20 protein-coding genes and 2 pseudogenes are annotated in these 20,582 nt (G+C 54.2%); all 22 read left to right on the top strand.

All coding sequences use genetic code 11. The features are described 5' to 3' along the window. Positions 1-83 precede the first annotated feature (83 nt). A pseudogene (locus CGS49_RS01355) lies at positions 84-212 on the top strand (Maff2 family mobile element protein); the annotation flags it as partial. A 652-nt stretch (positions 213-864) separates the two neighbouring features. Then, positions 865-2,784 carry a tetracycline resistance ribosomal protection protein Tet(W) gene (gene tet(W) / locus CGS49_RS01345; RefSeq protein ID WP_097800170.1) on the top strand — a complete coding sequence of 640 codons (1,920 nt, stop codon included), beginning with the start codon at positions 865-867 and terminating at the stop codon, positions 2,782-2,784. A gap of 174 nt (positions 2,785-2,958) precedes the next feature. Next, the gene (locus tag CGS49_RS01335) at positions 2,959-3,240 is read left to right on the top strand and encodes a sigma factor-like helix-turn-helix DNA-binding protein (RefSeq protein ID WP_069988273.1); all 282 of its coding nucleotides are present in this window, start codon (positions 2,959-2,961) and stop codon (positions 3,238-3,240) included. Then, positions 3,233-3,445 carry a helix-turn-helix domain-containing protein gene (locus CGS49_RS01330; RefSeq protein WP_002586615.1) on the top strand — a complete coding sequence of 71 codons (213 nt, stop codon included), beginning with the start codon at positions 3,233-3,235 and terminating at the stop codon, positions 3,443-3,445. The genes CGS49_RS01335 and CGS49_RS01330 overlap by 8 nt, the downstream gene beginning before the upstream one ends. A gap of 521 nt (positions 3,446-3,966) precedes the next feature. Further along, positions 3,967-4,365 carry a plasmid mobilization protein gene (locus CGS49_RS01320; RefSeq protein WP_002584975.1) on the top strand — a complete coding sequence of 133 codons (399 nt, stop codon included), beginning with the start codon at positions 3,967-3,969 and terminating at the stop codon, positions 4,363-4,365. Further along, positions 4,337-5,962: a relaxase/mobilization nuclease domain-containing protein gene (locus tag CGS49_RS01315; RefSeq protein ID WP_097800169.1), complete on the top strand. Its 1,626-nt coding sequence runs from the start codon at positions 4,337-4,339 to the stop codon at positions 5,960-5,962. Before CGS49_RS01320 ends, CGS49_RS01315 begins: the two co-directional genes overlap by 29 nt. Positions 5,963-5,972: 10 nt before the next feature. Next, positions 5,973-6,338 carry a cysteine-rich VLP domain-containing protein gene (locus CGS49_RS01310; RefSeq protein ID WP_430407815.1) on the top strand — a complete coding sequence of 122 codons (366 nt, stop codon included), beginning with the start codon at positions 5,973-5,975 and terminating at the stop codon, positions 6,336-6,338. A gap of 112 nt (positions 6,339-6,450) precedes the next feature. Next, positions 6,451-7,203: a phage replisome organizer N-terminal domain-containing protein gene (locus CGS49_RS01305; RefSeq protein WP_074754406.1), complete on the top strand. Its 753-nt coding sequence runs from the start codon at positions 6,451-6,453 to the stop codon at positions 7,201-7,203. After that, on the top strand, positions 7,200-8,042 hold the full coding sequence (locus CGS49_RS01300; protein WP_074754404.1) for an ATP-binding protein: 843 nt from the start codon (positions 7,200-7,202) through the stop codon (positions 8,040-8,042). Before CGS49_RS01305 ends, CGS49_RS01300 begins: the two co-directional genes overlap by 4 nt. Positions 8,043-8,056: 14 nt before the next feature. Further along, positions 8,057-8,245 (top strand): transposon-encoded TnpW family protein, encoded by a 189-nt coding sequence (locus CGS49_RS01295; protein ID WP_020995296.1) that lies wholly within the window; start codon positions 8,057-8,059, stop codon positions 8,243-8,245. Positions 8,246-8,356: 111 nt separating this feature from the next. Then, positions 8,357-9,976, top strand: a complete 1,620-nt coding sequence (locus tag CGS49_RS01290) for a recombinase family protein (protein ID WP_074754402.1) — start codon at positions 8,357-8,359, stop codon at positions 9,974-9,976. 86 nt (positions 9,977-10,062) lie between these two features. After that, a pseudogene (locus CGS49_RS14625) lies at positions 10,063-10,158 on the top strand (Maff2 family mobile element protein); the annotation flags it as partial. A 213-nt stretch (positions 10,159-10,371) separates the two neighbouring features. Continuing rightward, positions 10,372-11,238, top strand: coding sequence for a VirB6/TrbL-like conjugal transfer protein, CD1112 family (locus CGS49_RS01280; protein WP_097800167.1), 867 nt, complete (start codon positions 10,372-10,374; stop codon positions 11,236-11,238). A 13-nt stretch (positions 11,239-11,251) separates the two neighbouring features. Then, positions 11,252-11,617 carry a PrgI family protein gene (locus tag CGS49_RS01275; RefSeq protein ID WP_097800166.1) on the top strand — a complete coding sequence of 122 codons (366 nt, stop codon included), beginning with the start codon at positions 11,252-11,254 and terminating at the stop codon, positions 11,615-11,617. Then, a complete protein-coding gene (locus CGS49_RS01270; protein ID WP_097800165.1) occupies positions 11,589-13,982 on the top strand; it encodes a VirB4-like conjugal transfer ATPase, CD1110 family in 2,394 nt (797 codons plus the stop codon). Before CGS49_RS01275 ends, CGS49_RS01270 begins: the two co-directional genes overlap by 29 nt. Continuing rightward, positions 13,979-15,712 carry a C40 family peptidase gene (locus CGS49_RS01265; protein WP_097800164.1) on the top strand — a complete coding sequence of 578 codons (1,734 nt, stop codon included), beginning with the start codon at positions 13,979-13,981 and terminating at the stop codon, positions 15,710-15,712. The genes CGS49_RS01270 and CGS49_RS01265 overlap by 4 nt, the downstream gene beginning before the upstream one ends. A 15-nt stretch (positions 15,713-15,727) precedes the next feature. Next, entirely contained in the window at positions 15,728-15,994 is a 267-nt protein-coding gene (locus CGS49_RS01260; protein WP_097800163.1) for a DUF4315 family protein, read from the top strand. Next, on the top strand, positions 15,984-16,712 hold the full coding sequence (locus tag CGS49_RS01255) for a DUF4366 domain-containing protein (protein ID WP_179859000.1): 729 nt from the start codon (positions 15,984-15,986) through the stop codon (positions 16,710-16,712). Before CGS49_RS01260 ends, CGS49_RS01255 begins: the two co-directional genes overlap by 11 nt. 100 nt (positions 16,713-16,812) lie before the next feature. Then, entirely contained in the window at positions 16,813-18,855 is a 2,043-nt protein-coding gene (locus CGS49_RS01250) for a type IA DNA topoisomerase (RefSeq protein WP_242975297.1), read from the top strand. Next, a complete protein-coding gene (locus tag CGS49_RS01245; RefSeq protein WP_097800162.1) occupies positions 18,855-19,742 on the top strand; it encodes an LPD16 domain-containing protein in 888 nt (295 codons plus the stop codon). Before CGS49_RS01250 ends, CGS49_RS01245 begins: the two co-directional genes overlap by 1 nt. Before the next feature lie 8 nt (positions 19,743-19,750). After that, on the top strand, positions 19,751-20,266 hold the full coding sequence (locus CGS49_RS01240; RefSeq protein ID WP_097800161.1) for a YodL domain-containing protein: 516 nt from the start codon (positions 19,751-19,753) through the stop codon (positions 20,264-20,266). Next, positions 20,256-20,459: a transposon-transfer assisting family protein gene (locus CGS49_RS01235; RefSeq protein WP_097800160.1), complete on the top strand. Its 204-nt coding sequence runs from the start codon at positions 20,256-20,258 to the stop codon at positions 20,457-20,459. The genes CGS49_RS01240 and CGS49_RS01235 overlap by 11 nt, the downstream gene beginning before the upstream one ends. The last annotated feature ends 123 nt before the right edge of the window (positions 20,460-20,582 follow it).

The raw sequence follows: 20,582 nt of genomic DNA, 5'->3' as shown, positions 1-20,582 counted from the left end.
GCCTTCGCCGTGGTTTTCGGCTTTTTGCAAACGGATTTCAGGTGTGTGCAGGGTCACTTTTTCAAAACAAAGGAGATTTTTCTATGGAATTCTTTAACAGCGCAGTGGACGTTCTGAAGACTCTGGTCGTGGCATTGGGTGCCGGTCTGGGCGTGTGGGGTGCCGTCAACCTGATGGAGGGTTACGGCGGCGATAACCCCTCCGCAAATGCTCATGTACGGTAAGGAAGCAAGCAACCGAAAACAAGAGATAGACCGCCAGCACTACACTATTCCGAACCAAAGACCAAAAGATAAGCATTGTGGGAAAATCTAAACTTTTGGATTTTCCTACAATGCCAACTACGGCGGAATCCCTCCCACTCCTTATATCTTTCTGTATACATTGAATTTGTATTTAGTAAAATGCAGACAACACCACGGATCGGCTTTTGGTTGGACAATTCCAACCAAACACCACAGCAGACAGCAGAAAACATTCTGAACGCTAGGAAGCCGGTATGATTGTTACATATAAGGGGAAGAAAAATTTCTTTTAGGTACTTGCTTTCCTAAAACTGATGTGATACAATGATTTAAACCAGAAAAGGAGTAAAAAATATGCGGCAAGGTTTTCTTAAATAAAACTATAATCAAATAGTGGGAACAAAGGATTATGATAGCTCCTTTTGTAGGGGCTTAGTTTTTTGTACCCAATTTAAGAATACTTTTGCCTTATCAATTTTGACATATCCCCAAAAACAGCAATCACAAACAGGTGTATGCTGTATATGTGTATGTCCGCAACTTATAATCCCCAGTGGTAAAAGTATTTTACTGCTGGGGATTTTTATGCCCTTTGGGGCTGTAAAGGGAGGACAATCACATGAAAATAATCAATATTGGAATTCTTGCCCATGTAGACGCTGGAAAGACGACCTTGACGGAGAGCCTGCTATATGCCAGCGGAGCCATTTCAGAACCGGGGAGCGTCGAAAAAGGGACAACGAGGACGGACACCATGTTTTTGGAGCGGCAGCGTGGGATTACCATTCAAGCGGCAGTCACTTCCTTCCAGTGGCACAGATGTAAAGTTAACATTGTGGATACGCCCGGCCACATGGATTTTTTGGCGGAGGTGTACCGCTCTTTGGCTGTTTTAGATGGGGCCATCTTGGTGATCTCCGCTAAAGATGGCGTGCAGGCCCAGACCCGTATTCTGTTCCATGCCCTGCGGAAAATGAACATTCCCACCGTTATCTTTATCAACAAGATCGACCAGGCTGGCGTTGATTTGCAGAGCGTGGTTCAGTCTGTTCGGGATAAGCTCTCCGCCGATATTATCATCAAGCAGACGGTGTCGCTGTCCCCGGAAATAGTCCTGGAGGAAAATACCGACATAGAAGCATGGGATGCGGTCATCGAAAATAACGATGAATTATTGGAAAAGTATATCGCAGGAGAACCAATCAGCCGGGAAAAACTTGCGCGGGAGGAACAGCAGCGGGTTCAAGACGCCTCCCTGTTCCCAGTCTATCATGGCAGCGCCAAAAATGGCCTTGGCATTCAACCGTTGATGGATGCGGTGACAGGGCTGTTCCAACCGATTGGGGAACAGGGGGGCGCCGCCCTATGCGGCAGCGTTTTCAAGGTTGAGTACACCGATTGCGGCCAGCGGCGTGTCTATCTACGGTTATACAGCGGAACGCTGCGCCTGCGGGATACGGTGGCCCTGGCCGGGAGAGAAAAGCTGAAAATCACAGAGATGCGTATTCCATCCAAAGGGGAAATTGTTCGGACAGACACCGCTTATCAGGGTGAAATTGTTATCCTTCCCAGCGACAGCGTGAGGTTAAACGATGTATTAGGGGACCAAACCCGGCTCCCTCGTAAAAGGTGGCGCGAGGACCCCCTCCCCATGCTGCGGACGACGATTGCGCCGAAAACGGCAGCGCAAAGAGAACGGCTGCTGGACGCTCTTACGCAACTTGCGGATACTGACCCGCTTTTGCGTTGCGAAGTGGATTCCATCACCCATGAGATCATTCTTTCTTTTTTGGGCCGGGTGCAGTTGGAGGTTGTTTCCGCTTTGCTGTCGGAAAAATACAAGCTTGAAACAGTGGTAAAGGAACCCTCCGTCATTTATATGGAGCGGCCGCTCAAAGCAGCCAGCCACACCATCCATATCGAGGTGCCGCCCAACCCGTTTTGGGCATCCATAGGACTGTCTGTTACACCACTCTCGCTTGGCTCCGGTGTACAATACGAGAGCCGGGTTTCGCTGGGATACTTGAACCAGAGTTTTCAAAACGCTGTCAGGGATGGTATCCGTTACGGGCTGGAGCAGGGCTTGTTCGGCTGGAACGTAACGGACTGTAAGATTTGCTTTGAATACGGGCTTTATTACAGTCCGGTCAGCACGCCGGCGGACTTCCGCTCATTGGCCCCGATTGTATTGGAACAGGCATTGAAGGAATCGGGGACGCAGCTGCTGGAACCTTATCTCTCCTTCATCCTCTATGCGCCCCAGGAATACCTTTCCAGGGCTTATCATGATGCACCGAAATACTGTGCCACCATCGAAACGGCCCAGGTAAAAAAGGATGAAGTTGTCTTTACTGGCGAGATTCCCGCCCGCTGTATACAGGCATACCGTACTGATCTGGCCTTTTACACCAACGGGCGGAGCGTATGCCTTACAGAGCTGAAAGGATATCAGGCCGTTGTCGGTCAGCCGGTCATCCAGCCCCGCCGTCCAAACAGCCGCCTGGACAAGGTGCGCCATATGTTTCAGAAGGTAATGTAAAGATACATAATCGTCAAGACGGCAACAATCAGAAGTTATGGAGGGTAACAATGGAATATAGTAAGGAAGATTTAATGGAAGCAAAAAAGCAAATTTGGGGAGTGGGAGAGAACATGGGAACAGAGGAAAGTAAAAAAATCTGGGAGGAGAACGCACAATTCCCTTGACTATCTGATGAACGAGAAGTTTGTCCAGTTTGCCGCGTCGGAGCCGGACGAGGAATACCCATTTACCGTCTGCGGTCAGACCGTCCTGCTCTGCAACGCCGCCCTTGCCGACGCGATCTCTGTTTTGCCGGAGCAGACGCGGGAAGAAATCCTGCGCTATTACTTTCTGCGCCAGCCGCAGCGCGTGATCGGCGCGTGTATTGGCCGGTCACGCAGCACAGCGGGGCGGCATATCCAGCTTGCCTTGCAGCGGCTACGCGAAGAAATGGGGGTGAGCCGGTATGAGTAGACTTCTCCCCTATGAAACAATCCTCAAAGCCCGTGAGGGCGACCCAGAAGCCGTGAACGCTGTCCTGCTCCACTACGCCGGATATATCCGCTATTTCTCAAAAGTGAACGGGCAGGTCAACGCCGAGGTGGAGGACTATGTAAAGCAGCGGTTAATTGACTGTCAATTCAAGTTCCGGCTTGACGAACCACCGGACAAGTCATAAAAACTGAATACCAGCCGCCACCGACGCGGCCAGCGAAAGCAGTAAGTCTTGAAAAAGATTTACTGCTTTTTTTGTTGTCCGGCTCCGCTCCCGGCCATTTTGCCCCCTGCCGGTTGTAGTAGTAAGCGAGGAGGGAATTTTTCTGCCCTGGTGTTTGGCATTTGGAGCATTTACCCGTAGTAGAGGGCAAAGAGAAAGGATTTCTCCAACACCGGGTAGAAACCACTGCGTCCGGTGTCATTTTAGCGAAAGCGGGCAGGAATGCCCTTTACAGGATTAGTAGTAGCAGAAAAAGAGAAACAAACTTTTGTGGTTGCAGTTTTCCAAAAAAGTGGCGGACGGAAGTGAGAGAAAGTTTGCAGTCACGGAGAGCAAGTTTCTACCACGGTGCCAAAATCCGCAATTCTGCGGTTTTGCCCCTCGCGGGAAACTTGTTGGGGAGTGCCTTCCCCAAACCCTGCTATGCGGCTTGCGCCGCTTATCCCCGCCGCGCTCATGCGGCAAGAAAGGAGGTCACGACCATGCGAAAAAAATACAACACACCCCACCGCAGCCGCGTTGTGAAAACCCGGCTGACCGAAGATGAATACGCCGACTTCACAGCGCGGCTTGCGCCCTATGGTATCAGCCAGTCGGAATTTCTCCGGCAGGCGATACGGCGTACCACCATACGCCCCGTACTCCATGTGTCGTCGGTCAATGACGAACTGCTCTCCGCTGTCGGGAAGCTCGCAGCCGAGTACGGCAGGATCGGCGGCAACCTCAACCAGATTGCCCGGTATCTGAACGAGTACGGCGCGCCCTATCATGCGTTGTCCGGCGAGGTACGCGCCGCCATAGCCGACCTTGCCGCCCTCAAGTATGAAGTCTTAAAGAAAGTAGGTGACGCGGTTGGCAACACTCAAACATATCAACTCTAAAAACGCCGACTACGGAGCCGCCGAACAATACCTGCTCTTTGAGCATGACGAATTTACCATGAAGCCCGTCCTTGATGAAACCGGCAGGCTTATCCCCCGCGAGGACTACCGGCTGTCTACGCTGAACTGCGGCGGGGAGGATTTTGCCGTTGCGTGTATGCGGGCCAATCTCCGCTATGAGAAAAACCAGCGGCGGGAAGATGTGAAAAGCCACCACTACATCATCAGCTTTGACCCGCGGGACGGGCCGGACAACGGCCTGACCGTAGACCGGGCGCAGGCGTTGGGGGAGCAATTCTGTAAAGAACATTTCCCCGGCCACCAAGCCCTTGTCTGCACCCACCCGGACGGGCATAACCACAGCGGCAACATTCATGTGCATATCGTCATAAACAGCCTGCGGATTGAGGAAGTGCCGTTCCTGCCCTACATGGACAGGCCAGCCGACACGAAAGCCGGCTGCAAGCACCGATGTACCGACGCTGCCCTGCGCTACTTCAAATCCGAAGTCATGGAGATGTGCCACCGGGAGGAGCTTTACCAAATCGACCTCTTGAACGGCAGCAAGAACCGCATCACCGACCGGGAGTATTGGGCGCAGAAAAAGGGACAAGCCGCGCTGGACAAGCAGAACGCCCCCATGATTGCCGATGGTATCACGCCCCGGCAGACCAAGTTTGAAACGAACAAGGAAAAGCTGCGGCAGACCATACGGAAAGCCCTTGCCACCGCCGCCAGCTTTGACGAGTTTTCCTCTCTGCTGCTGCGGGAGGGTGTGACCGTCAAGGAGAGCCGGGGGCGGCTGTCCTATCTCACGCCGGACAGGACAAAGCCCATCACCGCCCGGAAGCTGGGCGACGATTTTGACCGCACCGCCGTCCTTGCCGTTTTGGAGCAGAATGCCGCCAGAGCCATAGAAAAGGCCGCAGCCATACCTGAATACCCCTGGCAGGAGAAACGCGGCATACAGCCCGCAAAAGCCCCTCAAACCGCCCCCAAACAGGACGGAGTGCAGCGGCTTGTGGACATTGAGCAGAAAATGGCCGAGGGCAAAGGCCGGGGCTATGAACGCTGGGCGAAGATACACAATCTGAAGCAGGCCGCCAAAACGCTGTCCGTCTACCAGCAGTACGGCTTTACTTCCCCGGAGCAGTTAGAAGCCGCCGTTGATACCGCCTATGCGGAAATGCGCCAGACCAGCGGCGAACTGAAAGCACTGGAAACCAAGCTGCAAGGGAAAAAGGAGTTGCAGCGGCAGGTGTTGGCCTACGCCCAGACCAAGCCCGCCCGCGACGGGTTGAAAGCGCAGAAATCCGAGAAAGCCCGCGCCGCATACCGGCAGGCCCATGAGAGCGATTTTATCATAGCCGACGCAGCCGCCCGGTATTTCAAGGCGCATGGCATTACCAAGCTGCCCGCCCGGAAAGCGTTGCAGGCCGAGATCGAGCAGCTTATCTCCGAGAAAGACGGCCTGTATAACACCTATCACGAACAGAAGCAGCGGTTCAAGGAGTTGCAGACCGTCAAGCGGAATATCAACCAGATTTTGCGCCGGGACGAGCCGCACCGCAGAAAGGAGCAGAGCCATGAGCGATAACCTGCCCCGCATGGACTACCGCCAGCACCGGCGGGCGCGGCGGCTGGTACATGAGTGCTGTAACTACGACGAGGGGAACTGCCTGCTGTTAGACGACGGGGAGCCTTGCGTGTGCGTCCAGAGCATTTCCCTTTCCCTCATGTGCCGCTGGTTCCGTGTGGCTGTCCTGCCCCTTGACGGGGAGCTGTCCGCAGCCCTCTTATACCGGGGGAGCCGGAAACGGTGTGCCGTCTGCGGAGCGGCCTTTGTCCCCAAATCCAACCGGGGGAAATACTGCCCCGACTGCGCCGGGCGCATGAAGAAAATCCGCGCCGCCGAGAGAAAGCGGAAACAAAGGCAGAGATGTCACGCTTTAGAGCCTTTCAAACCCGCATAAATCAAGGCTTTTTTCGTGGGTGTCAAAGGGTACGCGATACATTTATCCTTTTCCCCCGGAAACGGCGTTCTAAATGCGTACAAACACCCCAAATCCACCCAAAGGAGGAACCATGTCAGACAACCGAAAATACTACTACCTCAAGCTGAAAGAGAATTACTTTGACGAGGACGCCATTGTGCTGCTGGAAAGTATGCAGGACGGTATCCTCTATTCCAACATCCTCTTGAAACTGTACCTGAAATCGCTGAAAAACGGCGGGAAGTTGCAGCTTGATGAAAATATCCCCTACACCGCGCAGATGATTGCCACCATTACCCGTCAGCAAGTCGGCACCGTAGAACGGGCCTTGCAGATTTTTATGAAGCTGGGGCTTGTGGAGCCGTTACAGAACGGCGCACTGTATATGAGCAACATTGAACTACTGATCGGCCAATCCTCTACCGAGGGGGAGCGAAAACGGCGGGCAAGGCTGGCTTTGCAGGAGCAGAAAGCCTTGCCAAAGGCCGGGGCGGACAAATGTCCACCATATCAAGCGGACATTTGTCCACCAGAGATAGAGATAGAGAAAGAGATAGAAAAAGAGAGAGAGCGAGAGTTAGATACGGGACAACCCGCCCGCGCCGCCTATGGCCGGTATGAAAATGTTTTTCTTTCGCAATCGGAACTGGACGGGCTGAAAGCAGACCTGCCCGGCAAATGGGACTATTACATTGACCGGCTATCCTGCCATATCGCGTCCAGCGGCAAGCGATACAAGAGCCATGCCGCCACCATCTACAAATGGGCGCAGGAGGACGCAACTAAGAAAGCCCCGAAAAAGGGCATACCAGACTACTCATGCAAGGAGGGCGAGAGTTTATGAAGAACGAAATCAACGCTGTTTTGGAGAATATGACGGCCACCACCCCGGAGCCGGAGGACTACACCGGCGAGGACGGTTTGCTGTACTGCGGCAAGTGCCGCAAGCCGAAAGAAGCCTATTTTGCGCCGGATAAGGCCGCTATCTTCGGGCGCGACCGCCACCCGGCAGAGTGCGACTGCCAGAAAACCGCCCGCGAGGAACGGGAAGCCGCCGAAAAGCGGCGCAGGCACCTTGACACCGTGGAAGAACTGAAACGCCGGGGCTTTACCGACCCCGCCATGCGGGACTGGACTTTCGAGAATGACAACGGCAGGAACCCGCAGGCCGGGCTTGCCCGCCGGTATGTGGAGCATTGGGAGGATATGCGGACAGACAATATCGGCTGCCTGTTCTGGGGCGGCGTAGGAACCGGGAAAAGCTACCTTGCGGGCTGTATCGCAAACGCCCTCATGGAGAAAGAAATCCCCGTCCACATGACGAACTTTGCCCTGATCCTCAATGACCTTGCCGCCAGCTTTGAGGGGCGCAACGAGTACATTTCCCGCCTTTGCCGCTATCCGCTGCTGATCCTTGACGACTTTGGCATGGAACGCGGCACCGACTACGGGCTGGAACAGGTTTTCAATGTGATTGACAGCCGTTACCGCAGCGGCAAGCCGCTGATCGTCACGACCAACCTCACGCTGGACGACCTGCGAAACCCGGAGGACACCGCCCATTCCCGGATTTATGACCGGCTGCTTTCCATGTGCGTCCCGGTACGCTTTACCGGCGACAACTTCCGGCAGGAAACCGCCAAGCGGAAAATGGAGAGCATGAAGAAACTGATTACCGACTGAAAGGAGTATTGCCTATGGCAGATAACAAGCAGCACGACACCCGCACCGCCCGCCGCCCCGACTGCGTGACGGAAATCCGCATGGGCAATTCCGTCCTTGTCGTGTCCGGCTATTTCAAGAAAGATACCACGACCACCGCCGCCGACAAAATGGCGCGGGTACTGGAAGCGGAAGCCGCTGCTACGCAAAAACCGGCAATTTGACCGACTGTAAAGAAGCAAATTTAACGCTTTTGCCGCTGTACAGCCCCCGCTGTTCCGTGGTACAATGAAACCACGGAATAGTGGGGCTGGCTGTCAGAAACGGAGGATTTTATGTTAAGACAAGCCACCCAAAACCTCATTACCGCCCTTTATCCGAGATTGTCCCATGAGGACGAGCTGCAAGGCGAGAGTAATTCCATATCGAACCAAAAAAGGATACTCGAAACCTACGCAAAACAGAACGGCTTTACCAATCTGCGCTGGTACACCGACGACGGTTATTCCGGCGCGAACTTCCAGCGGCCCGGATTTCAAGCCATGCTTGCGGACATTGAAGCCGGGAAAGTTGGTACGGTCATTGTCAAGGACATGAGCCGGTTAGGGCGAAACTACTTGCAGGTAGGGTTTTACACGGAAATGCTGTTCCCTCAAAAGGGCGTGCGTTTTATCGCTGTCAACGACAATGTGGACAGCGCAAACGGCGGCATGGACAATGATTTTACCCCTCTGCGAAATCTGTTCAACGAATGGCTGGTGAGAGATACGAGCAAGAAAATCAAGGCAGTTAAAAGAGCAAAAGGCATGAGCGGCAAGCCCGTTACCAGCAAGCCGGTGTATGGCTACCTCATGGACGAGGACGAGAACTATATCGTTGACGAGGAAACCGCGCCGGTTGTCCAGCAGATTTACCAGCTTTGCCTTGCGGGGAACGGCCCGACCAAGATTGCCCGTATGCTGACGGAACAGCAAATCCCCACGCCGGGGACGCTGGAATACCGCAGGACAGGCAGCACACGCCGCTACCACCCCGGCTATGAGTGTAAATGGGCGACGAACACCGTCGTTCATATCCTCGAAAACCGGGAGTACACCGGCTGTCTGGTAAACTTCAAGACGGAAAAGCCCTCTTACAAGACCAAGCACAGCGTAGAAAATCCCATTGAGAAGCAGGCCATTTTTGAGAACCACCATGAGCCGATTATTGACACGGAAACATGGGAGCGTGTGCAGGAGTTACGCAAGCAGCGCAAACGCCCGAACCGCTATGACGAAGTGGGGCTGTTCTCTGGTATGCTGTTCTGCGCCGACTGCGGCCATGTGATGTACCAGCAGCGGTATCAGAACAAGAACCGCAAGCAGGACTGTTACATCTGCGGCAGCTACAAGAAGCGCACCCGCGACTGTACGGCGCACTTTATCCGCACCGACCTGCTGACCGCCGGTGTCCTCTCCAATCTCCGGCAAGTGACGGAGTATGCTGCCAGGCACGAGAGCCGTTTTGTAAAGCTGCTGATCCAGCAGAACGAAATCGGCGGCAAGAGAAAGACCGCCGCAGCCACCAAGCAGCTTGAACAGGCGCAGGAGCGGATTGCCGAAGTGAGCCGCATTATCAAGCGGCTGTATGAGGACAATGTGAACGGCAAAATCAGCGACGAGCGTTTCATGGAACTGTCGGCAGACTATGAGCAGGAGCAGCGGGAACTGAAAGACCGCACCGCCGCATTGCAGGCGGAACTGGACAAGTCGCAGGCGGCCACCGTTAACGCCGAGAAATTCATGGGGATTGTCCGCAAGCACCTTGCCTTTGAGGAATTGACACCCACCCTCTTGCGGGAAATGATTGAGAAAATCGTCGTGCATGAGTGCAGCTATGACGAGAACGGCACCCGCAGGCAGGACATTGAGATTTATTACAGCTTTGTCGGCAAAATTGACTTGCCCGAAGCCTAACGCCCGACCTATCCGACACAATGGCCAAGTGCCGGATAGGAACGGCAAAATTTTTTACACTTCTATTACTTCTTTATCGCACATCAGCAAAGTCTCAGGGCATGAAGCAGCTCATGGCTGGCGGCGGCGTTGCTCTGGTGGGCATCACCCTGATTCCTCTGCTGTCTGGTCTGTTCGGCTAAGAGCCGCAGGCGGGGTTTCCCGCCTGTACATACGCAATCGCTCCATCTCTGCTGCGGATAACAGCCCTTTATCATAAGGAGCGCATTGCATCGAATATCCACCTGATAACTGAAAGGGAGTGTTTTCTATGCAGTTTTTGACTCACATTATCTTTCTCCTGAACCTGCTCAAGACCCTCATCAACCACTTCAGCTAAGGACGGTGACTGCTGAATGGAAACCGTTCTCAAAGCCATTGCTGACTGGATCAAAGGCATCCTGACGGCAGGCATTATGTCCAATCTTTCCGGCCTGTTCGATGATGTGAACACGCAGGTCGGCAATATCGCCCAGCAGGTGGGCACCAAGCCCTCCAGCTTTGAACCGCGCGTTTTCGCAATGATCGAAGCTCTTTCTCGGAATGTGGTGCTGCCCATTGCGGGCATCATCCTGACCTTCATTGCCTGTTATGAGTTGATCGAGATGATCACCCAACACAACAACATGGCGCAGTTCGAGCCTGCCCTCATCATGCGCTGGATTTTCAAGACCGCTGTTTCGGTGTGGCTCATCAGCAACACCTTCGATATTGTGATGGCGGTGTTCGACATCACCCAGAAGGTGGTGTCCGATTCCAGAGGTATCATCACGGGGAACGCCCGTGTCAACGACATTGGCCTGTCGATGTTGGAAGCCAGCCTGATGCAGATGGACATAGGCCCCCTGTTCGGGCTGTTCCTGCAAAGTTTCTTCATCGGCATCACCATGCGGATCTTGAGCATCATCATTTTTGTCATCGTGTACGGGCGTATGATCGAAATTTACTGCATGGTAAGCCTTGCGCCCATCCCCATGGCGACCTTCGGCAACCACGAGCAGAGCCACATGGGGCAGAACTACTTGAAATGCCTGTTCGCACTGGGCTTTCAGGGCTTTCTCATCCTCATCTGCGTGGCGATTTATGCGGTGCTGATCCAGAGCGTAGCGATTTCCGGGGATGCAATCAACTCCATTTGGAGCATTGTGGGCTACACCGTCCTGCTCTGTTTCAGCCTGTTCAAGACCAGCTCCGTGACGAAATCCGTCCTCGGAGCGCATTAAAGGAGGTGCTTACTTGGCTGCGTATATTTCCGTGCCCCGTGATTTGACCAAGGTCAAATCCAAAGTGGCGTTCAACCTGACCAAACGGCAACTGCTTTGTTTCGGTACAGCGGCTCTCATTGGGGTGCCGCTGTTTTTTGTACTCCGGGATTCCGGCGGCAACACTGCCGCCACCCTCGGCATGATGGCGGTGATGCTGCCAGCGTTCTTTCTTGGAATGTACGAGAAAAACGGTCAGCCTTTGGAAAAGCTGCTGTCGTACTATGTGCAGTCCCGGTTTCTCCGCCCGAAGATTCGCCCCTACAAGACCAACAACTACTATGCAATTTTGATGAAAGGAGGCATGACCCATGATCCCGTTTTGGAAAAAGACCGGTAAGCACAGCAAGCCGCAGTCTGCGCAGAAGCGCAGGCAGAACACAAAGCCCACTGTGCCCCGAACCGCCCAGCAATCCATCCCCATGCAGCGGATGTTTGAGGATGGCACCTGCCGGGTGAAAGCAAACTACTACACCCGCACCATCCAGTATCAGGACATCAACTATCAGTTGGCACAGCAGGAGGATAAGACTGCGATTTTTGAGGAATGGTGCAGTTTTCTGAACTTCTTTGATTCCAGCATCAAATTTGAGCTGTCCTTTGTGAACATGGCAACCGACAGCACCGAGTTTGAAAAGAGCATCCGCATTCCGTACCAGAAAGACGGCTTTGACGATGTTCGTGCGGAGTATTCCCAGATGCTGCGGCAGCAGCTTGCCAAGGGCAATAATGGTCTGACTAAGACCAAATTCATCACCTTTGGTGTGGAGGGCGAAAGCATGGCACAGGTCAAGCCCCGGCTCGACCACATCCAGAATGACCTGCTGAACAACTTCCACCGGCTGGGGGTGCAGGCAAAGCCCCTGAACGGTGCCCAGCGGCTGAAACTCATGCACGATATGTTCAACATGGACGGTGCCAGCAAGTTTCATTTTGACTGGAAAGACCTCGTGAAAAGCGGGCTGTCCGTGAAGGATGCCATTGCACCCACCGCCTTTGCCTTCAAAAACTCCCGGACGTTCCAGATGGGCGGCATTTTTTGCGCCGCCAGTTTCTTGAGCATCACGGCATCCGACATCAGCGACCAGCTTTTGAAGGATTTTCTGGACATGGATTCTTCCCAGATCGTCACCATGCACATCCAGTCTGTTGACCAGAACAAGGCCATTAAGACGGTCAAGCGCACCATCACGGAACTGGATCGCAGCAAGATCGAGGAGCAGAAGAAAGCCATCCGTGCCGGATATGATATTGACATCATTCCGTCGGATTTGGCGACCTACGGCAGAGATGCCAAAGCCCTGCTGAAGGAATTGCAGAGCCAGAACGAGCGGATGTTCCTTGTCACCTTTCTGGTGCTGAACACTGGACGCACGGAGCAGGAACTGGAAAACAACGTCTTTCAGGCCAGCTCCATCGCCCAGAAGCACAACTGCAACCTGTGCCGATTGGACTTCCAGCAGGAACAGGGGCTGATGTCCTCGCTTCCGCTGGCAGACTGCCAGATCGAGATTCAGCGCGGTCTGACCACCAGTAGCACGGCAATTTTTATTCCGTTTACCACGCAGGAATTGTATCAGTCCGGCAAAGAAAGCCTGTATTACGGCCTGAACGCCCTGTCCAACAACTTGATCATGGTGGACCGGAAGAAGCTGAAGAATCCCAACGGCCTGATTCTGGGTACGCCCGGCTCCGGCAAAAGTTTCTCGGCAAAGCGTGAAATTGCCAATGCGTTTCTGGTGACGGATGATGATATTATTGTGAACGACCCCGAAGGCGAATACTCGCCGCTGGTGAATCGTTTGGAGGGTCAGGTCATCAAAGTCAGCCCCAACAGCACCCAGTTCATCAACCCCATGGACATTAACGCCAACTATTCGGAGGAAGATAATCCGCTTTCCCTGAAAGCTGACTTTATTCTTTCTTTGTGTGAACTGGTGGTGGGCGGCAAAGAAGGGCTGCTGCCGGTGGAGAAAACTGTCATCGACCGCTGTGTGCATCTGATCTACCGCAAATATTTTGCGGACCCCTGCCCGGAGAATATGCCCATCCTTGAGGATTTGTACAACGCCCTACTCCAACAGGACGAGAAAGAAGCCCACCATGTTGCCACGGCTCTGGAAATCTATGTGAAAGGCTCCCTGAATCTGTTCAATCACAGAACCAATGTAAACGTCAACAACCGCATCGTCTGCTATGACATCAAGGAATTGGGCAAGCAGATGAAGAAGCTCGGTATGCTCATCGTACAGGATCAGGTCTGGGGGCGTGTCACGGCAAACCGCAGCAGCGGCAAGTCTACCCGGTATTATATGGATGAGATGCACCTTTTGCTGAAAGAGGAGCAGACCGCCGCTTATTCCGTGGAAATCTGGAAGCGTTTCCGTAAGTGGGGCGGTATTCCGACTGGATTAACCCAGAACGTCAAAGACCTTCTTTCTTCTCGTGAGGTCGAGAATATTTTCGAGAACAGCGACATGATCATCATGCTGAATCAGGCGGCGGGAGACCGGCAAATTCTCGCAAAGCAGCTCAACATCTCGCCCCACCAGCTTTCCTATGTGACCCACTCCGGCGAGGGCGAGGGGCTGCTGTTCTTCGGCAACGTCATTCTGCCCTTCGTTGACCGCTTCCCCACCGATCTGGAACTCTATCGGATCATGACCACCAAGTTGGGGGAGGTTTCGGAGGGGGCGCAGAAATGAGTGAACCGAAGCTGAATCTCAGAGAGGAGCCGTCTGCCAAAAAGACCCGTTCTCCCCCGAAGAAAACCAAGGTGGAGCAGTCGGTGCCCAAAAAGAAAAAGCTGAAAACCGATGCAGAAAAGACTGCCGAAAAAGCCCAGCACCTGCGGTTCGGCAAGGCCGAACTGACCCCGGACGAACTGAGCCGTTTGAGCAAGGCGCAGAAGCGGGAAATGTACGCCGCCCATGCCGCCCGGTCTGCGGTGCATCGGGAGGTTGATCAGTACGAGGATGAAAACGTCGGTGTGCAGGCTCTGAGCGAGGGCGAAAAAGCCGCCGAGACCACCCACGATATTGCCAAGAGCCGCTATGCCCGGAAGCTGAAAAAGAAAGCCAAGATGCAGGGCAAGAAGGGCACCAAAACCGCAAAATCTTCTGCACGAGAGCCGACTGCGGCACAAGATGCAGGCGCATCCGGCACCGGCGAGGGAGGCTCCAACTGGCTCTCCCGGTGGCGGCAGAAGCAGAACATCCGGCAGAGCTATTATGCCGCCGCCCGTTCGGGCACAGCGGCGCAGACCGCAGGCGGTAAGGCGGTATCCAACGGTGCATCTGCTGCCCGGTCCGGCGTGGAACAGGCGGTGGAGAAAGGCAAAACTGCCGTCAGCACCGCTGTGAAAGGGCTGATGAATGCCGCCAAGGGCAACGCACACGTTCTGGTAATCGTGGGCGTTTTTCTTTTGCTCATCCTGATGGTGATGTCCGGCTTTTCCTCCTGCGGCATCCTCTTTTCCGGCGGCACACAGGTGTCCGGGCAGACCATGTACTCCGCCGAGGACAGGGACATCCGGGGCGCAGAACAGGATTACAAGAAGCTGGAAAAGGAACTGGATAAGAAAATCAAGCGCACCCCCGCCGACCACCCCGGCTACAACGAGTACCAGTACCATCTCGACCCCATCGAGCATGACCCATGGCAGTTGACCTCTTTTCTCACGACTCTATATGACGATTATACCCGGTCAGAGGTGCAGGGCAAGCTGAAGGAGACCTTCAAAAAGCAGTACAAGCTGACCACATGGGTGGAGGTGCAGATACGGTATAAGACGGTCTGGGTCATCAGCCCGGCAGGAATCCCGGTTCCCACGCAGGTGCCCTACGAGTACCGCATTTTTCACACAAAGCTGGTGAACAAAGGGCTGGAGGTCGTTATCCGGGAGGAACTGGATGCTGACCAGTGGAAACGCTACGAAATCTTTCAGGACACACTGGGTGGTCGGCCTTACCTGTTCAACGGTGGTCTGCCGACCGGTGGTTCCGATGGCTCCGGCACACCGGGCATCGATTATCAGATTCCGGCAGAAGCCCTGACCGACAGCGAATTTGCCGCCATCTACAAGGAAGCCCAAAAGTATGTGGGCACGCCCTATGTATGGGGCGGTTCTACCCCGGAAACTGGCTTTGACTGTTCAGGCTACGTTTGTTGGGTCTACAACCAGAACGGCTACGATGTGGGGCGCACCACCGCCAACGGCCTGTGGAACAAGAGCCAGCACATCAGCGAAGCCGAAGCAAAGCCCGGAGATTTGGTCTTTTTCAAAGGCACCTACGACACCCCCGGCATGAGCCATACCGGGATCTATCTCGGCAATGGCATGATGGTCAGTGCCGGAGACCCCATCAAATACGCAAATATCCACTCGTCCTACTGGGAGAAGCATCTCGCAGGATTTGGGCGGCTTTCAAAATGAAATGGAGGGTTTACTATGAGCGAAAAACTGGAAAAGCTGCGCGCGATGCTCGAAAAAGAGAAAGAGCGGCGCATCAAGCTGAACAACCGCATTGAAATTCTGGAACGGCGGATTCAGGAGGCCGAAGCCGCCGAAGTGAACGAAATGGTGCGCAGTGCAAAGGTCAGCCCGGAACAGCTTGCCGCCCTGCTGCGGCAGTCTGCCACTACCACCCCGAACCCGGCTGCTTTGGCCGCTGTGGGCGCAACTTTCGACAAGGAGGATGATTCGGATGAAGATTAAGAGATTTGGCGCACTGCTGGTGTCGGCGGTGCTGTGCATCGGCATGGCAGCTCCCGCTTTTGCCTTTGAGGGCGATTCCACCCCGGTGGAACAGCCTGTTCTGCCGGAAATCGTGGAGGAGGAAGATACTGTCACCGTCACGGACGAAACCTCTGGTGTCCTGACCCCGGAGGGCAATCTGACGCTGGTAGACGACTATCACACCGACTATTCCGATGGCAGTGGACAGCAGTTCATTACGCTGGTGTCGAAGTCGGGTGCGACTTTCTATCTGGTGATTGACCGCAACGCCAAAGGGCAGCAGACCGTCCACTTTATGAACCTTGTGGACGAAGCCGACCTTCTGGCTCTGATGGAGGAAGATGCTGCCGATGCTTATACCGCTGAAAAAGAAGCGGCGGCGCAGGCGGAACAGGATAAGCTGAAAGCCGAGGAAGAAGCGAAAAAAGCCGCCGAAGAAGCGGCAGCATCCGGCACGGAACAGCCCAAGGAGAACAAGGTCACAAAGATCGCGTCCGGCTTTCTGGGTGCGGTCGTGCTGATTGCGCTGGCGGTAGGCGGCGTTTTCTATGCCTTTGCGAAGCAGAAGCAGAAAAAGCAGGCCGAAAAAGAAGCCCTTGACCCCGATGCAAACTACACCGAGGACAAGGGTGATTTTGAAATTCCCACCGAGGACGAGCCGGAGGAACCCAGTGAGGAAGATACCGAACCCATCTGATTTTAAGGCGGCGTTTTGCCGCCGTACATATCCAAATGAAAACAGATTGGAGGGAACGCTTATTTTAATTCTAGTTGTAGCAGAAAAGCCCTCGGTTGCCATGTCCTACGCCAAAGTCCTCGGTGCCACCAACCGCAAAGACGGTTATCTGGAGGGTAACGGCTATCTAGTAAGCTGGTGCGTTGGTCATCTGGTGGAACTGGCTCCGCCTAATGTCTACGATGCCAAGTATGTTAAGTGGAGCATTGCAGATTTGCCCATCCTGCCGCAAAAGTGGCAGTACCTTGTGTCTGCATCCACCAAAAAGCAGTTTGGTATCCTGAAAGACCTGATGAACCGCCCAGATGTGGACAGCGTGATCTGTGCTACGGACGCAGGGCGCGAGGGAGAACTGATCTTCCGCTTGGTGTATCAGCAAGCAGGCTGCAAAAAGCCCTTTTCCCGCCTGTGGCTGTCCAGCATGGAGGAATCTGCCATCCGGGAGGGCTTTGCCCACCTCAAACCGTCAACTGAATACGATGCGCTGTACAATGCAGCACTCTGCCGGGAACGTGCCGACTGGATGGTTGGTATCAACTGTTCCCGGCTTTTTTCGTGTCTGTACGGTCAACCGCTGGCGGTGGGGCGTGTTATGACCCCGGTGCTTGCCATGACGGTGGTGCGGGAAGCTGCCATTGCCGCCTTCACGCCAGAGAAATTCTACACGGTGGATCTGGAACTGACCAGCGGCTGCACGGCATCCAGCCACCGCATTCCTGAAAAAACCGTTGCAGAGAACCTGCTGGAAGCCTGCCGAAAGGAGATGGTGGCAACGATCCAGCGCATCACCCGCAAGGAAAAGTCCGAGAATCCGCCGCCGCTGTACGACCTAACCACCCTTCAACGGGATGCCAACCGCCTGCTGGGGTACAGCGCACAGCAGACGCTGGACTATGTGCAGAACCTGTATGAGAAGAAACTTACCACTTATCCCAGAACTGATAGTTGCTATATCACCGACGATGACGAGGAAATGCTGGAGGAACTGACTGAGGAACTGGAAAGGTTTCTCAACATTACCCCGGAAGATGTGGACGAGGCGGTGCCCCGGACACGGCGCACCGTCAACAGGGAAAAAGTCACCGACCACCACGCCATTCTGCCCACTCGCAGTATGCTGCAAGCCAATCTGGACGCACTGCCCAAGGGCGAGCAGAACGCCCTGAAACTCATCATTGCCCGGACGCTGATGGCGGTAGGCAAACCCTTCCGGTATCTGGAAACCATGTTGACCACCGAATGTGCCGGGGAGGAGTTTACCGCCAAGGGCAAGGAGGTTCTGGAGGAAGGCTGGAAAGCGGTGGAACGCAAGGTGCTGGCAGACATCCTGAACCGAAAACAGGAACTCACCGCCCTGCCCAATGCAGCGGAAAACGAGTGCGGCATCCTCAATGCCGAACTGAAAGAAGGTCAAACGTCCCCGCCGAAGCATTTCACCGAGGACCTTCTACTTCATGCGATGGAAACCGCCAGTGCAGACAGTATGCCGGAGGGTGTAGAGCGTCAGGGCATCGGCACTCCAGCAACCAGAGCTGCCACCATCGAAAAGCTGGTGCAGAAGGGCTTTCTGGAGCGCAAGGGCACCAAGAAAACCAAGGTGCTGCTGCCCACCGACAAGGGAAAAGCCCTCATCACCGTGATGCCCGAAGAAATCCAATCCCCGGAAATGACCGCCGATTGGGAAACAAAGCTGCTGCAAATCGAACGCGGCGAAATGGAGTCGGAAACTTTTATGACTGAAATTAAAGAGATGATTTCCTCGCTGGTAACGACCACCGAGGCTGCGAAAGGAGCGAATGCGCTTATGAAAAACAAAATCATTGGTGTCTGCCCGAATTGCGGTGCAAATGTTGTAGAGCGTGAAAAAGGCTGGTTCTGTGAATCCAACCCTTGCCGTTTCGTGCTGTGGAAGGACAATGCGTTCTTTAAGCGTCTGGGCAAGCGTTTGGATGGCCGAATGGCGGACAAGCTGCTGCGGGATGGCCGTGTCCGGCTGAAGGACTGCAAGAGCGCCAAGGGCAAGACCTACAACGCCACCGTCCTGCTGAGCACTGAACCCGATGGCCGCAGCAAGTTTTCGCTGGAATTTGAAGGTGGGTGCTGATGGAGCAGATAAAAGAAGCGGTCTACCTTATCAACGATGAACGCTATCTGCATCTCCGAGAAAACGGTGCAGGGGTCGGCTTTGCCACTTATAACAAGGTAACTGGTGAGCCGCTGGAAAGCGGGCAGATCTCGGAAAAGAACCTGCCGCCCGATGGCAGGAACGCCATTCCTGCCGCCCGGAACTGGTATCTGTTTGAACTTTCGGACGATGACCGCAAGGCCATCCAACAGGAAAGCGTAAAGATCCTCGAAAACATCCCGCAAGCTGGTATCGGCAGACGGCGCATCTGGGAGCCGGAAACGCTGCCGAAGGATATTCGTCTCATCAACAGCCACTATGACGACCTCTACCGCATTCCAGATGGCGGAGTTGTACAGGTGGATTACCCGGATGGGCGCAGCTTTACGGCACGGCTGGAACATCTGGATGATTATCACTTTGACATGGGCGGTCTGGGCAATGTGTTCCACATCTGCCAGTTTGCCGAGGTCATGGAACGAAACCATGCAGACTTCTACCCGGAGATTCAGACACAGGACGAGCAGGCGGCGTGGGAACTGGGCGGCAAAGGCTACCTTGCAATCCAGTCCTGTGAGGATGGATGGGACTACACCCTCTACCACAGCGATTATTCTGTGATGGACGGTGGGCAGCTGGATGCCCCGGAACTGACTATTCAGGAAGCCCGTGAGCAGATTCTGGAAGCGCACCACATGGAAAAGGGCCGGCGGCTACTGCAGGACTACGATGCAGTCATGGATAAAGTTGCGGAAGCCGAGAAACTGAGTGCAGACCATCGCCCTTCCACACTGGAAAAGCTGGCAGAAATGGCAAGTGATACGTCTGCGCCAAAATCGTCTGCACGTTCTGCACCAGAACTGTGAGGTAGACGATGCAGCAAAAATGGAACCAGAATTTTGACGGTGAGCCCATGACGGACATCCCGCAGAAGTTTCTGAACGCAGGGTGCGATGTTTATATGGTGATGCAGCTGCGGCATGACGAAAAAATCCTCGATGAAAGATTTGCTTCCATGCGGGAACTGCATCGTCGGGGCAAAACGCCAGACCCGGAGCATTACGAGGTCACCTACTATGCTGATTTGCCCGCCATGTGGCAGGATGTGCCGGACAACGAGGTTCTGGAAGAACTGTTTCAGATGTTCAACATCTCCCGCCCGCAGGATTTTGAGGGGCACAGCCTGTCCGTCAGCGATGTGATTGCAATCAAACGCAATGGCGAGGTATCTGTGCATTATGTGGACAGCATCGGCTTCAAGGAACTGCCGGGGTTTCTGGATACAAAGCCGGAACGTCCTTCGGTGCTGATGAATCTCAAAGAAAAGTGCGATGCCCCGGAGTGCAATCCCGGCGGATGTAAAAAAGAAAGGAGCGGCCATGAACTTTAACCATGAAGAACTCATGCTGATGATGCTCTACAACACCGGCACCCGGATGGGGCTTATCCACGAACTGCGGCTCATGCAGTGCTACCTGATGCCTGACGAAACTGCCCTGCGGGAACTGTCGGAGGGGGGTATCGAAAAGCTGAAACTGTTGACCGATGCGGAGTTTGCCGAACTGGAATTTCCCCCGGACTAATCTTTGCCGCCTGCGGGCGGCGTACATAAAGTATTTTGTTCTTCCAAAAGATATGCTATAATCAAATTAGACAAAATTCCTCTCTTCAAGCGATTTCTCCGCAATTTTCCTGTGGCTCTGCTC

Origin of the sequence: Faecalibacterium langellae, from assembly GCF_002549775.1 — a bacterium.
Classification (GTDB): Bacteria; Bacillota; Clostridia; order Oscillospirales; family Ruminococcaceae; genus Faecalibacterium; species Faecalibacterium langellae.
The sequence above is the reverse complement of the archived record's forward strand: the minus strand, read 5'-3'. Positions and strand labels throughout refer to the sequence as shown.